This is a genomic window from [Micrococcus luteus] ATCC 49442, from assembly GCF_010367585.1.
In the GTDB taxonomy this organism is placed as follows: Bacteria; Actinomycetota; Actinomycetes; order Actinomycetales; family Micrococcaceae; genus Arthrobacter; species Arthrobacter luteus_A.
Genome location: NZ_JAAAXP010000001.1, coordinates 185,598 through 200,301 on the forward strand (window position 1 = coordinate 185,598; position 14,704 = coordinate 200,301).

Here is a 14,704-nt window from a genome sequence, read left to right on the forward strand (position 1 = left end):
GGAGAAGCACATGAACGTGATTTGCGACGGGGGATCCTGATGAACAATGCCCATAAGCTCTTTGAAACAATCGACGACGGCGGCTCCGGCCTCGCCGGTGGCGAAGGCCGGCTCTCGGACAGGGAGCTCGGACTCCTCGTTGGCGGGTTGAACTATCACTCGCTGATACAGCCTGGCCGTGAGTTCAAGGTCATTGTCCTCCGCGCACCGGACGGCGAGTTTCCTCGCCTGACCGGATACGCGTGCCACCAGCACGAGTGGGAGCCTAACCGTACCGTCGTTTGCGCAGTGGGCGTCAAAAGCACACTCCCAGCACCGGTGTCAGCCGATTCGCAGATCATTCCCTTGGTCCTGGACTTGGGTGGAGAAAGCTCAGAGGGCGGAACAAACTTTTACGACCGCCCTGGCCGGAAAGCCAAAGTATTGCGGGTTGCCCGATTTGGTGCACCGATCGCATTCGACGCGCTGCGCCAAGGACTTACTGACTACTACGAAAAGCGCGTTACCCCTTTCCGCCGTCCGCACCGTATGGCTCCTCTGGAATCGACGACGCCGTCTCTCGGCCCGTCTCAGCAAGGGGTGCCGGCGATCATCTTTGGGCTGCACTGGCTTGAGATGGGTGGTGCAGAGCGATGGGCCATCGAAACCATCGCGTTGGCCCGCGAAGCCGGCTTTCTGCCCATCGTTCTAACTGACCGCGAGTCAGCCCACCCGTGGATCGTTCGGCCTGAACTGGATGGGGCGCTTGTCCTGCCGGTAAATCTGCCTATTTCCGCCGAAGAAGAGTCCGCTCTGTTGCTGGCACTGCTGACGCACTTCTCCGTTCAAGGCATTCATGTCCACCACAATGGCTGGTTGTATCACCGCCTTCCATGGTTCAAGGCCATGGATCCTCGGATCAGGACGGTCGACTCGTTACATATCATCGAGTGGCGGACCGGCGGATTTGTTGAAGTAGCGGTCAAGCTGTCGAATGCAATAGACATGCACCACGTCATCTCGCCGCAGCTGAGGGATTATATGGTCCTGCAGCGCGATGTTCCGAAGGCAAAGGTTTCACTCGCTCCGCTCTACGGGCTGAACGAAATCTCTGCCGCCGCGAAAGTTGAGAAGGAACCGGGACGCCCCTTCACGGTGTCCTTCGTCGGGCGTCTCAGCCAGCAGAAGCGCCCGTATCTGTTTCTGCGCTACGCAGCGCAGCTGAAGCGCTCCACGGACCAGGACATCCGGTTCATCCTCCACGGCTCCGGCACTTTGGAAAAGGAGACCGCGCAACTTGTCGCGAAATATGGGCTGACGGATCACCTTGAACTGCGCCAGCCACCGCATTCCGTAGACGAAACGCTTGCTGAATCGGACCTTCTCGTTATTTCCTCAGATAATGAGGGACTCACCCTGACGACGTTCGAGGCGACAGCCCACGACGTCGCCGTCCTCTCTACCGATGTCGGTTCCCAAGCTTCTTTGGTTTCCGCCCGGGCGCTGGTGCCGAGGCAACCGCTGGCGTTTATCAAGGAAGCCGTGGAGCGCACGAAGGCGATCATGGCGTCAGACGAGCTACGCGAGCAGATCGTAGAAGAACAAAGGCAGAAGATTGCTGCGCTGAAGGAACTTCCCGACGCACGGACCTGGACCACAGAACTTTACGAAGGATGGAAAGCATGACCGAGCAGGTCGCAGCCGTAGTAGTCACATATAACCGGGTTGACAAGCTCGGAAGGGTGCTCGACTCTATTCTGGCCCAGACGCGGCCCGTGGACCGCCTTATCGTGATCGACAACGCGAGCACGGATTCAACCCCACAGCTGTTGTCCGTGTACGACGACGATCCCCGGGTGGAGATCGTTCGTTTGGATTCCAACACCGGCGGAGCAGGCGGTTTTTCGGCGGGCATGGAACGCGCTTACGAGCGCGGCGCCGACTGGGTGTGGATCATGGACGACGATTGCTACACGGATGAAACGGCTCTTGAAAGGCTTCTGAGTGGCCATGCTGAAGCCGAGCAGGAACTGGGGCGCAACGTGCCGTACAGCTGCTCCCTGGTCCGCTACACCGACGGCTCAATCTGCGAAATGAACAACGCTGGCGCCACGTGGGACTGGGGACGGCTAATCGCTAAAGGCCAGCAGGCTGTCCTGATCACCAACTGCTCGTTCGTGTCGGTACTGATTCCTCGCCGGTCCATCGCAAAATTCGGACTGCCGTTGGTGGATTACTTCATCTGGTTCGACGATATGGAATACACGCTTCGCATTAGTGCTGATGGACCTGGTGTTCAGATTCTGGACAGCCTTGTCACTCACGACATGCCAACGAACCGCGGCGTTAACTTCGGCGACCTGAATCCAGGGAACGCCTGGAAGTTTTTCTATGGTGCGCGCAACGAATCGTCGTACCGGTGGCACCACGATGACAAGCTGGCTTGGATGAGGTTCGTGATCACAACCTTTGCATGGATGATTAGGGGCGGGGTAGGGCGCCGCCTGCAGCTCAGGGTTGCAAAACGCATCCTTGCAGGCATCAAGTTCGATCCAAAACCGAAGATGGCCCGTACTGTTCGATAAGAATTTTTTCACCGTAGACAGAAGGGGGAGGCCATGGCCTCCCCCTTCTCATGCCAGCCTCTCAGCGGACCGGATACAATGCCAGGGCTTCCGTTCTCTTCCTGCTCGCCAACCGGGCCGCGGTAGCTTCGAATTCCGGGGAGCCGGTGGGTTCAGGAAGTTCGTTGTGGCTGCTTGCGGACGCGTAGGTCCAGCCGGAACCCAGATCCAGTAGCGAGCGATGCTTGATGTCGTAGTAGTCGTCGAGGATGCCGATGGCCACGCCCTTCGCCCCCGCGGCCGCAGCAACCATGTGCGGATGAAACCTGGTGGTGTACCACTGTTGTCCCCGGCGGACAGGCAAGCCATCGTTCCAGACCTGCGTAAACGGGACGAAGTTCTCTTCCGGGATGATCCCGCCAAGGGCGTCAAACATCCTCCGATCGGAGCCCGGGATTGCCTCCGCGTAACCGACAGAGAGGCCTGCGGCCATAGAGTTTTCGACAACTACCCGCAGTTTGTCCCTGAGCCGTGAGAAGGTATCTGCGTCGGTCATATCGCTCTGGATGCAAAGCATCACGTCTTTGGCACGGGACTGAACGAGGGGGGACTCAGCGCTCCGTCGTAGCTCATGGAGAATGCCCAGGAAGACATCGTCCAGTCCCGTTTCTAAGCCAAGGAATTCTGCACTGGCGTCGTCGCGGACGGTGACGTCCGAGAAGTCCCCAAAAGTCTTTGCTAATTGTTCCGCGTTCTCAGGTAGCGGCATGAGGCCGAGCCCAGAACCTGCGAGCCTGCATCCGTTCAGCCTTTGCGCCGCGGCCATTCCCGCGACCAGCCCCACGTGGTCCGGCCAAACCCCGTTCACGTAGCCCCCGCCCAGAAGATGGATCGAATCCGCCTGCCCCAACGCCATGAGCCCGACGTCATACATTGGCGTACCGCCGCGGGTTACTGCATTGTCCACATGCTCCCATACGGCCTGGGCAGACTGGTCGGGGGCTTCTGCGCAAGAACGCCAGAGGGTGTTGGTGGCGTGGAACCCGGGATGGATTCCAGCGAACAGGGCGCTTGCGGTACCCGGCTGAGGGCAGTCCAGCCAAACAGTGGCATCGGGTCGGACGCGGGCCAGAAATCGCAGCCAAGAGGCCACGATCAGTTCATCGCCGTAGTTAGGATTCCCTCCGGAAGCAACGAGGTAGAGGTTTTCAGTCATCGGCCAAGGTTAACACCTTCTAGTTTCACTACCTGATTCCGGACCCGGCGTCGGGGGTTGAAGACGCCACAGCAGAATCATTGGCGCCAACTGAGGGCCGAGCGTTTGGAGCTGGAAATGCCTAGTACCTAGGTTCCCGGTATCATTGGCCGTCGGGCCTTTGGGATATATGGCCCGTACATGATGGTACTTCCAGCCATTAAACAGGATTTGGCTTGGAGCGCGGTGACTGGTGGCATAGTCTGTCGCGGGCCCGAACCAGTGAGTGCAGAACCCCGAGGAGCAAGAGTAAGCGTGTCAATCAGTCGAGCAGTTCTTCACGAGGATGGTTCGGTGAAAATCCGTCCGACCGAGGTCCGAACATCGGCGCCGCATAAGAATCGGAATGGCTTTAGAGCGGACATACAGGCGCTTCGCGCCCTGGCGGTCGTGCTGGTTGTGCTCGGGCACCTTTGGCCTGGCCGCCTAACAGGCGGCTATGTTGGTGTGGATGTCTTCTTTGTCATATCGGGGTTTCTTATCACGACTCATCTGTCCAAGGAGATTTTCTCAACCGGACAGCTCAACTTTGCAGCTTTCTACTCGAAACGCATTCGTCGGCTCCTTCCTGCTGCTCTCTTAGTTCTGATTATCTCCTTGGTCGCAGCGGTGTTCGTTCTTCCCTTTTCAAGATGGGGCGACACCGCACTGCAGACCGTTGCCAGTGCCTTCTACGTAGAGAACTGGCTGCTTGCCGCTAACGCCGTCGACTATTCTGCCTCAACAAATTCGGCCACCGTAGCCCAGCACTTTTGGTCATTATCCGTGGAGGAACAGTTCTATCTCGCTTGGCCCCTCGTTCTGGTTGCGTTTGCAGCGTTGGCCGGGCGGATTGGAATCAACCGGCGTACTGCAATGGTTTACGGTATTGCGGCGATGACCGTCGGATCACTGGTTCTGTCTTCTTACCTCGCAAATGCCGGTCGGCACGAAGCTTACTTCTACACACCCGTGCGGCTTTGGGAATTCGGCATCGGTGCCGGGTTGGCGTTGATTGCTCCACGTATACGACTAAACGGTTTGACCGCTAACGTTGCTTCTATCGTTGGGTTAATCGCTATAGCAGGCAGCGGAATTGCCTTCAACCCTCAGACTCCGTTTCCGGGCACTGCTGCCCTCGTGCCCGTCGTTGGTACGGCGATGGTTATCGCTGGCGGAATGAGACGAGAACCTCAGTGGCTCAGCAGGGCCACGTCGTTGCCGGCGGTGCAATTTGTTGGCAATATCTCGTATTCGCTATATCTGTGGCACTGGCCGCTAATAGTGTTAGGTCCTTTTGCGCTTGGTGCTGAACTGCAGACTCCTAGCAAGGTTTTGTTGCTTATCGTTTCTGTGTTGTTAGCTTGGGGGACGAAGCTATGGGTCGAAGACAAAGGCATACAGTTTAAGCCGAAGTCCAGACCCGCCCTTAAGACGATCGCTTGGATGCTAGTGAGTATGGCTGTCATCGCCGCAGCAGGGGCAGGCGTTGGGCAGGCCCAGCAAGCCCGTGCTGCCGAAGCTGAACGAATCACTTTTGAACAAAGGTCATCGCCTTGTTACGGTCCTCGAGCGATGGATCGGCCTGAGGACTGTGACGATAAATTCGGTAAGCCTCTTGTTTCAACCATGAGCGATGCCAATAACTACTATTCGACACCACCTGAATGTGGAGATCATCAAGACATTCTCCTCGTCGGTGACAAGAAGACAACAAAATTTTGCGACTTTTCTAAGGGCGCTGAAAATCCGACGACTGTATGGCTGGTGGGCGACTCCCATGCCCAACAATGGCAGGCTCCAATGCTGGATCTTGCAAAGAGCAACAAGTGGATTCTGAAGATCAGCTACCTTGGCGGCTGCCCGCCAGCAGCTGTTTCTTACATGGGTTACGGATCAGCTGGGGACGAGACCAGCATTAACGAGTGCAGGTCCTGGAGCCGTGCCATGGTCGCCACTGTCGCCGCAGACCAGCCTGAATACGTCTTCACCTCGTCTTTCGCTCGCAACGAGTTGGTCGACGATGGCTCGGGAAGGTCCCCGACCGAGCAATACGCTGAGGGCTTCCGAGCCGTTTGGGACACTTGGACAGTTGGTGGCAGCAGGGTGGTGGTTCTGGCGGACCCGCCCCTAAACGTTGATGTTAGGTCTGCCGACTGCGTACAGCTCCATGTGGATAATCCAGCGGAGTGTGCAGTGGCCCGCCGGATCGCTGCTCCGGAAGACCCAATGGTATCTGCGGCCAGGACATATGAGAGTGAGTCGTTGACTTTAGTTGATTTGACGGACTACTTCTGTGACTCAAATAGCTGTTACGGTGCCATCGGTGGCGTGGTGGTTTACTACGATGCCAATCATCTAAACAAGGAATTCAGCCGGCTGCTCCGCCCTATGATCGAGGCCCAGCTGTAGACGAGTCTACGAAAGTCCCGTCGCACGTTGTCCGCGTGCTTCACTAAGAGCCAACGCCTGTCGGGTGCCGCCAATGGGCTTTGCCCGCTGGCTTTTTGGAGATCCTGCCCGCATCTTGTCGCATGGCTGCCAAGCGTGCTCTTGGCCGGGCTCGCTCGCCTGGTCCGAGTAGTCGAAGCCGAATCCAGCCAAAGGGCTCATCAACTCTTAGCGTGGTGTCTTCAAACGAAGGGGCTCTTAGCCCTGCGAGCATGGGTGTTGTTGCCTCGTTGGAGGTCACGCAGACGTGAGATGCCGCGTCGATTCTGATTAATTTGGAGGGCCATGTTGTGCTCTCTGCCGAGCGTTCCGGCGACATCCGCAATGTGCTGGTCGAGCCCGTCGAACGGGTAGGCGCCTGCCCGGCCTGCGGCGCCCTCTCTTGCAGGGTCTAGGCCGCCCGGTCCATCACGTCCGGGACGTCCAGTGCGGCCGGGGCGCCGGAGGAGGTCCATGCCCGGAAGCGGCGGGTGGCGCGCCTGGAATCGGAGTGTCTGCGGCGGTCACAGACCACCGATGAAATTCCGTGGCGGCCCCGGCTGACCAGCAGGCTGATGGCTGGCTGTTAACGCCAACCGAAAATAGGGCCATTAGTGCCAACTGAAAACGGGGCCACGGGGTTGTTGTTCTGTTGTGCCGTACTGGCGTCGGGTTGGTGCTTCTTGAGCCGGTAGCTGTTGCCTTTGAGGGGCCTTCGCAGATAAGCATGGATGCGCAGTCTGAGGATGGCGCCATCGCGTAGGTATTCTGCGGTGCGGCGTGGTGCGGCAGGAAAGAGGTCAGGGCCTCTTTGAATTGGTAGCGACCAAGCAACCAAAACCAAAAAGAGACCCTGACATGAATAACTCTATGTCTTGTTCTGCTGGCCGCTGGTGCATGCGCGCGGATGCGCTGCTCGGTGTCGAGGGCGTCCACGTCAGCTCCGTCACGGCAACCAGGACTGGCCTCGTGCTGGGCGTCGAAACCGGTGTGGACCTCGCCGGTTGCCCGGACTGCGGCGTCGTCGCGGTCGGCCACGGACGCCGCCAGGTCCGGCTCCATGACATTCCCTGTTCGGCCAGCCGGTGCGGCTGCTGTGGGCCAAACGTGTTTGGCGCTGCCCGGACCTTACAGGCTCCGGCTAGTGTTGTACACAGCAGCCCAACAAGCCTGCTGAACACCTGCCGCCACGCTAAAAGTGGAAGAGCCAGCAAAAGACCGTCTGGCTTGGGGCTTGGTGCCATCCCGGCTCTACGCCCGCCGACGGCGGTCAATGGCCATGATCACTCATAGAGCATCCTCGGTGTCGAGTTGCACGGGGTTCATTCCTACTGGAGCTAAATGGGCCTTATTAGTGGGCTGTCCCCTGAGCTTCGCGCCTCTGAACCTGCTGCTGCTCAGAAGCGGTCAGTCCGTAAATTCTGTCCGATGCCGTCCAAACGAACCATGCGTCGCGGTCTCGGCGCTGTCCTTCTCAGTGCTGACGATCCTACTGGGGATGCTGCGGCACGTTGGATTCTGCGCGTCGAACCGCGTCCTCAGCGTGATGTGGAAAGCCGTCCGTGCTAGCCGCAAGAAACGACGCGTAGCAATCGTGCATCGCCTTGGACGTCGACGAGTTCAACGGACGCCGAATCTTTCACGTCTACGAGGCCGGGATAGTCATTTGCGGCCGCAGAATTGGCCAAGTACTTGTTTCCGAAGTCCAAAATGTATTTGACGCGGCGCTCTTTTACAATTTCACAAACATCGGAGTCTGGATGAGCCAGGCCAATCTCTTTCTCGATCTTCTTTCGATCGGGATCATCGGCAGTAAACATGTGGTAATTTGTGACGTTCCTTCCGGACAGTGCATATGCTAGTGCCCCTCCGTTCCAGGGATTGACCGCGATGACGTCACCCGCCGGTACTGTCCGTGATAGGCGATTGATTACTGCGAGCTCGTCGGAATCGACGATCGGTGCTGTTGAATCCATGATGTAGGCGGCGCTGGCTTCCTTGGTAATAAGCCCCATGGTTCCATATTGTGAAGCAGCGGCCAATGCCAAGACAAAGAGCCCCGCGCACGTGCCTAGAACGGCCGTCGGGTACTTGGCGCGTATTGATTCCGCTAGGCGGTTTGCTCCTGGCTTCAGACGAGGCCTTATTGCATCCCAGAGGAACAGGCTGCCAATAACCGCTAAGACTACTGAGAATATGGGAAGAAGCGCCGCCAGTCGGTAGCTGTCCTGATACCAGCCGCCCGTGAGAAGGCTCCGCCAGAAGCCTTTAGGCGTTGATGCCGTGGTGACGTAAAGGACCACTGGCATAAGCCAGCAGAAAAAGATCCATGGCTTAGCGTAGTTGCGCAGTACTCGGTGGATTCCGATTAGCGCGAGGATCGATACGACCCAGGCAGGGGGCCGGCCTATTGCACCATTAACGACAGCCTCGCCAACGGCGCCTGCCTGAGTCGTGAAGGGGGCCCACCCGTCGTACTCAGCTAGGGGTCGCAGGAGTTTCCAGAATACGACGAAGGCCAGGAGGCCAACCCCGGTTCCAGCCGCAAGCTTGTAGAACTTTAAGCCGTTTGCGCCAGCACTCCGGACTCTTAGCCATTGCGTCCACGCAGCCGCCAGTCCCATTGGAAGAGCAAACGCTACCAGTGCGAGCAGTCCATTGGTCTGAGATAAAGCTAGACCAGGAATGGCCACGACGAGAATCATCCACAGGGTTGATCTGTTGGTGCCATGGGTGGCCCCCAAATTGCAGAGTTGAACCAGGACCGCAGTGGCGGCAGGCAGGATGGCATACGCAAGGATATTGGGGTAGAGGGGGCCAAAATCCATGATGGAAATTGGAAACGCCGCATAACCTGCGCTAAACGCCCCGGCCAAAGCGAGCGCGATTGGTCGCCAGCCAACAATCGTCCGCACGAGGAACATCAACGCAGTGGGCCAGATGATTGCGGCGATGACAATGTTAAGAACGTTTTCAGAGATGACGACGCTTGACCCGGAGACCTGTGCAATCAGGGCCGCGATACTGTGCCATGCCGATGGGTACAGGGCGCTACCACCCTCGGCACCCACCATGTTTCCGAGGGTAAGCGAAGACGCATTGCCCGTCTGGTTGATGTACTGGATAGCGTTGAGGTGGAAGACATTGTCGAATCGTTGCGCAAAGTTTTCCGGGCTACCTATGACCTGGAGCATTCGGCGACCGACGAAAAATGCGCCGAACGCTATGCCAAGTGCTGCCCCGGCCACGACGTGGAACGAGACCTTCTCTACCGGAGCAGCAGAGGTTTTCCAGAGAAACCTGGACAGGGTCCAGGCCACGACGGACGCTCCGAGGGTGGTCAAGGTAACCGGCAGGAGGTTCCAGGGGATTCCCGTGAATCCTGCGGCGATGCCAGCTACTCCAAAGATGGCAACCGTCAGCAGGGGCGCAAGCCCAACCAGCCCCAGCCCTCTAACACCAATGCAATATGCAAGGATCAAGCCCGGCGCAAAGACGAGAGCAAGAGCCGCCGCCATTTCGGGCAGGACGTTCCACCAGGTCATAGAGAGTAAGTCCCCGTTCGTTTACGTTTGGCTAATTGGTCACCAGCGGCCGGCCTAAAGTCGTGTCGTGCCGCAATGCAGACAGAACGGCAGCAATAGCCGCGCGTGGCCACTCTGTTTTCTGCACGGCGTATGCCTTCGTCCAGGAGTAGTCCACGACGAAACCCCGGCACCGCGGACGGCAGGAAGCGACCACGCGGAGGGAGTACACAGGCTCTGCCACCATAGCAAAGTCTTACGTCGACAGACCCGACGCGGTGGCCGTCAGCCAAGCCTGTCAATGGTCACTTAGGGCTGTGGGCTGCCTGTGTGCAGCTCTCTGTGATCTTCAGGTACTCGACGGCACGCTGATTCCAATCGAAAGACTCCACAAGTTCGCGGGCGGGCTGCACTACGGGCGCGTTCAGCGCCTTCCTGACGTGCGCGTTCCATGCATGGGAATCGTCGACCGGAGCAAGACGGACATCCGCTCCCGAATCCAGCAGATAGCGCGCCGCGCCGATCGGAGTGCTGACGATTGCGGCCCCGGCAGCGACAGCCTCGAGCAAAGTCGTCTGGAAGCCCTCAGAAAGGGTTGTGGGATTTAGGAATACGCTGCCGCGGAGCAGGTCAGCAATCCGATCCGTCTCTTGCCGACCGTGGATGACGAGTCTGTCGCCAAGAATTGAGGTTGCGGCCCTCGCTTCAAGTGAGGCCATGTCCGAGCCATCCCCGACGAGATGCAGTTGAATGTCTGGGTAGTCGGAGGCGAGAGTCTCGGCCGTTGACAGAGCGACGTCCCATCCTTTGCCTGGCACGATCCGTCCGACATAAACCAGCTTCCTGCGCTGCTCCGGCCTGTCGGAGACAGCAGTTTCCTGGCTTGGCTTTTTATAGAAGGCGTCTGTGTCAATGGCATTATGGAATACCTGACCTGTCACGCCTGCGAGTTCCTTAACAAACTCTTTTGACCCTTCGGAAATACAAAGAACTTCCGTGGCCCCGCGGAGGACGATCCTGCCCATTGTCTTGTCGATCATATTGCTGGCCATCGCCACGAGCGGCGAAACCCCTCTTACGGCAGCTGAACCATGTTCGGTGTGGAGGGAGGGAATGCCAAGACGTCTTGCAAGGCGAACACCAATCATAGACATCGGAAAGAACCGCGTATGTGTGGAGATGGCCGTGACATGTCTCTCAGTCAACTCGCGCCGTATCTTACTCGTAGTGCCGGGCCAAGGCCAAGCAAGAACGCCCCCAACGGCTGGAGAGCACTTGAGACGAACAACTTTGGGGTTGGCAAACGGTTCTGACGGTGTGTTGTTGTCGAGAGCGAAGACGGTGACCCGAATTCCCAACGCGGCGAGATGCTTCGCCAATGCGGCAACGTGGAACTCGACGCCTCCGACATTGGGAAGGTAATTGTTTACGACGAAGGCAATATGGCGTGTGGACTCGGGGACAGGAGGAGTAGTGGCAGTCAACGTGTCTTGCAGCTTTCTCTTGGGGCTGCTCGCCGCCGTCGCATGGACTTGGCGACGGCCCGATGTGCCGGGCATAAGTGTGCCAATCATAGCGCTTGGTGTCGACGTCGGAAGTTGATGTCCGTGCATATGGAATACTGGACTCTTGTGAGTCGCACTTGGTTCGTTATCCCTATGTACAACGAAGCTTCCGTCGTAGGCGGTGTAGTGGCGGAGCTCCGGAAGGAGTTTCCCAACGTTGTCTGCATTGACGACGGCAGCTCCGACGGATCGCAGGATGCTGCGAGGGCCGCTGGTGCTGTGGTTGTTCAGCACCCGATCAATCTAGGACAGGGCGCGGCACTTCAAACCGGGTTCGAATTCGTTCTTCAGGACCCAGAGTTGGACTGCATAGTAACGTTTGACGCCGATGGTCAGCATCGTATCGAGGATGCGAAAGCCATGGTCGAACGGATTCGCAGCGGCGAGGCGGAAATCGTATTGGGCTCCCGTTTCTTGGATAAGCGGACTAAGTTGTCCCCTGCCAAGCGTCTAGTGCTCCGGACCGCGGCCATTCAGTCCCGCTTGTCGACGGGCATGGATCTAACCGATGCACATAATGGGCTTCGAGCAATCAGCCCGTCCGTGGCTGGCCGAATTCACCTCACTCAGAACCGCATGGCCCATGCGTCGGAACTTGTGCACCAATTGGCGAAGATGCGCCCCCGGTATGTGGAACACCCCGTTGAGATCATTTATACCGATTATTCCAAGGCCAAGGGCCAATCCCTGCTTAACGCCGTCAACATCGTCTTCGAACTGTTCTTCAAGTAGTAGTGAGGTCTCCGACATGCTGATCGTCGTCCAGATTGCCCTTGTCCTTGCGGTTATCATTGTCTCTTTGGCGTTGATGCGGGGCGGATCCAACGCCCGGCATCTCGCCATTAGGCGAATGCTGCTGATCGTGTTTGCGATAGTTGCGGTTCTCTCGATTTTCTTCCCCACCATGCTCTCTAGCGTCGCAAACTTCTTCGGCGTCGGTCGGGGCACCGATCTGGTTCTGTACGGAACCATTGTTACAGTGTTGGTTTTCATGTCAACGACATACCAAAGATTCCGTCACATGGAGATCTCCCTGACCAAGCTCGCCCGGCGTCTAGCGATTGACGAGGTTCCTCGTCCGGATTCCCAAGGTGTCAGTGGAGGCTTGCACTTGAATCGGGACGACTAAAGTTCGGGCTTGGTGCTCGTTCCCGCTGACGAATGAGCATTTAACAAGGCCGGTAGTCGCAGCGACGGAAGTTGCGCGCGAAGTACTCCCACTATGACTGTTTTGTAGCCCCAATATCAGGTGAAGACAGTGCGCGCGCGAATTGACGTGGGATGGCCTCGGTTAGAAGGCGCAAACGCCGCGGAAGTACGCGGCAGCATACTCAGACCGGGATACGCCGGCGAGTTGTGAGGGCCAGTGCTGCCAGGGACAGCACTGCGCGACTGGCGAGGGACGCAAAGCAGACCCAGAGCGCGCCCGGAACCCCCGTCCCCGGGATAGTCAGAAGTGCAACCCCAGCCGAAATAGCTGCTGCCAGTATGCTAGTGGAAAGAGCAACGAAGTAATTGTTCGCGACGTTCAAGGCCATGGCCGAGAAAAAAACCAATGGCAGGATCAGCAGGGACCCGTAAAGAGGAATTACCTCCGGCCAATGGATGCTGAATCTTTCGCCGAAAACAATGGGGAGCATGATGTACGCTGCCGCACAAACTACTGCCGAAACTGGGATAAATCCGGCAGTCCAAACTCCTGCAGTCCTCATAACCTTACGGAAGAAGGACGCGGGTTCTAAAAAGAGATTCTTGGCTGCAGGGATCCATGATTGGCTGACTGCGTTCATGAAGATTTCTACAACCACAACGACGTACAGAATGACCGCGAAATATCCAACTTCGATTTGGGAGAAGTAGGCGGCAAGAAAATACTGGGGGATTGAGGACAGCAGCGAAAGTAGCCCCCAGGAAATGCCGGTCGGCAAACCCGCCGTGATGATCGGAAGGTATTCTGATTTCCATTCAGGTGTTTCACGCTTCACCTCCTTGGATCGGAGAAGCCTATCCGTAGGGACCTTCATGAGGAAGAGTGTCGTGGCACTTGAGACGAGAGTAAGCGTTGCGATTACCAGCAATAGGTTGCCGGTAATTATCAGAACTAATAGGCCAAGGCCAATCGTCATGGCAGCATTGATGCCAAATGCGATGAGGATGGTGGCTAACGAGCCGTGGCGCTGGAGCGGGGCTGAGTACAGTTCGCCAAAGGAGTCAGCCACCCTTAGGAGGCTGACGAGAAGGAGGATTGCCGTCATGCCTGGTGAGAAGAGGGTGCCGATCGCCAAGGTCAGCAATGTTGCAAGGGTTAGTGTCGCCATCCGCACCTTGAGGTAGGTGCTAAACGATTGGCTTCCCCGGTGTGTGAGGTAGACGGTCCGGAGACCAAATTCACAAAAGACAAAGACCGGTGCGGTAATCGCCAGTGCAAGCGTGTATTCGCCCAGAAGGTCCGCAGAACCAAAGCGGGCGAATACAATAAGCAATCCTGCTTGTCCGAGACTGCGAAAAGCTAGGGCTAGAGTGAGCCAGATAGTATTTTTCAGCATGGTTTCAGGCTTTACGCAAGCGCCGCTTAGCCGGCACGAGAACGTAATAGCGTAAATATTGAACTCCGGCCCAGATTAAGTCCTTCGTCATTCCCGCTAACGCGGATGTGCCCAGGCTCCTGCGCAGGTTGCGACGCTCGTTCAATACTTTGACGATGTGCTCACCAAAGGGCTTTGCTCCAAGGCTTAGTTGCGTCTCATGAACACGGTACTGCGCGAGGACGTCGGGCAGAATCGCAATCTTTCCCCTTTGCGCGAGGCGCAGCCACAAGTGATAATCCTCCATTTGGCGCATGGGTTCGTAGCCGCCGACCGCACGATAATCACCCTGACGGAACATTACGGCGGATTGGACTACGACATTTTGAAGCAGAAGGGCTGGGCGTACGTCAGGGCCCGAGGCGAAGGGTAATTCACCGATTACGGCACCTTGGCCGTTTATCAGCTCCGTGCGGGCCGAAACGGCCACGGTATCTGGGTGACTTGCCAGATAGTTGGCCTGTTTCGCCAGACGGCCTGGCTTTGCAACATCGTCTGCATCAAGTCTTGCTACGAATTCACCCTCAGCATGTTCCATCGCCTTCTTAAGGGTCCGCCCAACCCCAAGCCGGTGCTCGTTGCTCAAAACAGTGACTCGGGGGTCGTCCATCCACGGGTGATGATCATGATCCCCAACTCCGTCAAGAATAACTATGAGTTGAAGGTTAATACCCTCTTGACCAAGCAGTGAGTGCAGAGCCTCGTCGAACCATGTGTCCAACCGGATAGTGGGTACCACAGCCGACACAAGGGGCGCGGGCAAGTCAGTCATGTAGGTGGGTCCTTGCTGTGGTCGAGTCATGCGTGCGTCAACCATTCGGGA

Annotated in this window: 10 protein-coding genes; 5 read left to right on the forward strand and 5 right to left on the reverse strand. The window is 57.5% G+C overall.

Annotation, left to right across the window (positions count from 1 at the left end):
* The first annotated feature begins 39 nt into the window (after nucleotides 1-39).
* Nucleotides 40-1,665: a glycosyltransferase gene (locus GUV69_RS00825; RefSeq protein WP_164198866.1), complete on the forward strand. Its 1,626-nt coding sequence runs from the start codon at nucleotides 40-42 to the stop codon at nucleotides 1,663-1,665.
* Nucleotides 1,662-2,564 carry a glycosyltransferase family 2 protein gene (locus GUV69_RS00830; protein ID WP_208786564.1) on the forward strand — a complete coding sequence of 301 codons (903 nt, stop codon included), beginning with the start codon at nucleotides 1,662-1,664 and terminating at the stop codon, nucleotides 2,562-2,564. Before GUV69_RS00825 ends, GUV69_RS00830 begins: the two co-directional genes overlap by 4 nt.
* A gap of 61 nt (nucleotides 2,565-2,625) precedes the next feature.
* Here GUV69_RS00830 and GUV69_RS00835 read toward each other — a convergent pair whose 3' ends face one another.
* Nucleotides 2,626-3,759, reverse strand: a complete 1,134-nt coding sequence (locus GUV69_RS00835; RefSeq protein ID WP_164198870.1) for a polysaccharide pyruvyl transferase family protein — start codon at nucleotides 3,757-3,759, stop codon at nucleotides 2,626-2,628.
* Between the two features lie 333 nt (nucleotides 3,760-4,092).
* Between GUV69_RS00835 and GUV69_RS00840 the strand changes: the two genes are divergently transcribed.
* Nucleotides 4,093-6,189 carry an acyltransferase family protein gene (locus GUV69_RS00840; protein ID WP_164198872.1) on the forward strand — a complete coding sequence of 699 codons (2,097 nt, stop codon included), beginning with the start codon at nucleotides 4,093-4,095 and terminating at the stop codon, nucleotides 6,187-6,189.
* A gap of 1,583 nt (nucleotides 6,190-7,772) precedes the next feature.
* Here GUV69_RS00840 and GUV69_RS00845 read toward each other — a convergent pair.
* Nucleotides 7,773-9,752 (reverse strand): DUF6541 family protein, encoded by a 1,980-nt coding sequence (locus GUV69_RS00845; protein WP_164198874.1) that lies wholly within the window; start codon nucleotides 9,750-9,752, stop codon nucleotides 7,773-7,775.
* 284 nt (nucleotides 9,753-10,036) lie between these two features.
* Nucleotides 10,037-11,305 carry a glycosyltransferase family 4 protein gene (locus tag GUV69_RS00850; RefSeq protein WP_164198875.1) on the reverse strand — a complete coding sequence of 423 codons (1,269 nt, stop codon included), beginning with the start codon at nucleotides 11,303-11,305 and terminating at the stop codon, nucleotides 10,037-10,039.
* 84 nt (nucleotides 11,306-11,389) lie between these two features.
* Between GUV69_RS00850 and GUV69_RS00855 the strand changes: the two genes are divergently transcribed.
* Complete coding sequence (locus tag GUV69_RS00855; RefSeq protein WP_164198877.1) at nucleotides 11,390-12,028, forward strand: glycosyltransferase family 2 protein; 639 nt, start codon at nucleotides 11,390-11,392, stop codon at nucleotides 12,026-12,028.
* A gap of 16 nt (nucleotides 12,029-12,044) precedes the next feature.
* Complete coding sequence (locus GUV69_RS00860; RefSeq protein ID WP_164198879.1) at nucleotides 12,045-12,425, forward strand: DUF2304 domain-containing protein; 381 nt, start codon at nucleotides 12,045-12,047, stop codon at nucleotides 12,423-12,425.
* Nucleotides 12,426-12,627: 202 nt separating this feature from the next.
* Here GUV69_RS00860 and GUV69_RS00865 read toward each other — a convergent pair whose 3' ends face one another.
* Both GUV69_RS00865 and GUV69_RS00870 read right to left on the reverse strand, forming a co-directional pair.
* Nucleotides 12,628-13,842, reverse strand: coding sequence for a lipopolysaccharide biosynthesis protein (locus tag GUV69_RS00865; RefSeq protein WP_164198881.1), 1,215 nt, complete (start codon nucleotides 13,840-13,842; stop codon nucleotides 12,628-12,630).
* Between the two features lie 4 nt (nucleotides 13,843-13,846).
* Nucleotides 13,847-14,653: a glycosyltransferase gene (locus tag GUV69_RS00870; protein WP_164198883.1), complete on the reverse strand. Its 807-nt coding sequence runs from the start codon at nucleotides 14,651-14,653 to the stop codon at nucleotides 13,847-13,849.
* Between the last annotated feature and the right edge of the window lie 51 nt (nucleotides 14,654-14,704).

Coding starts and splice junctions, on each gene's coding strand:
- GUV69_RS00870 (WP_164198883.1), bottom strand. CDS start 14,653: ATGACTGACTTGCCCGCGCCCCTTGTGTCGGCTGTGGTACCCACTATC.
- GUV69_RS00850 (WP_164198875.1), bottom strand. CDS start 11,305: ATGATTGGCACACTTATGCCCGGCACATCGGGCCGTCGCCAAGTCCAT.
- GUV69_RS00855 (WP_164198877.1), top strand. CDS start 11,390: ATGTACAACGAAGCTTCCGTCGTAGGCGGTGTAGTGGCGGAGCTCCGG.
- GUV69_RS00825 (WP_164198866.1), top strand. CDS start 40: ATGAACAATGCCCATAAGCTCTTTGAAACAATCGACGACGGCGGCTCC.
- GUV69_RS00860 (WP_164198879.1), top strand. CDS start 12,045: ATGCTGATCGTCGTCCAGATTGCCCTTGTCCTTGCGGTTATCATTGTC.
- GUV69_RS00835 (WP_164198870.1), bottom strand. CDS start 3,759: ATGACTGAAAACCTCTACCTCGTTGCTTCCGGAGGGAATCCTAACTAC.
- GUV69_RS00845 (WP_164198874.1), bottom strand. CDS start 9,752: ATGACCTGGTGGAACGTCCTGCCCGAAATGGCGGCGGCTCTTGCTCTC.
- GUV69_RS00830 (WP_208786564.1), top strand. CDS start 1,662: ATGACCGAGCAGGTCGCAGCCGTAGTAGTCACATATAACCGGGTTGAC.
- GUV69_RS00865 (WP_164198881.1), bottom strand. CDS start 13,842: ATGCTGAAAAATACTATCTGGCTCACTCTAGCCCTAGCTTTTCGCAGT.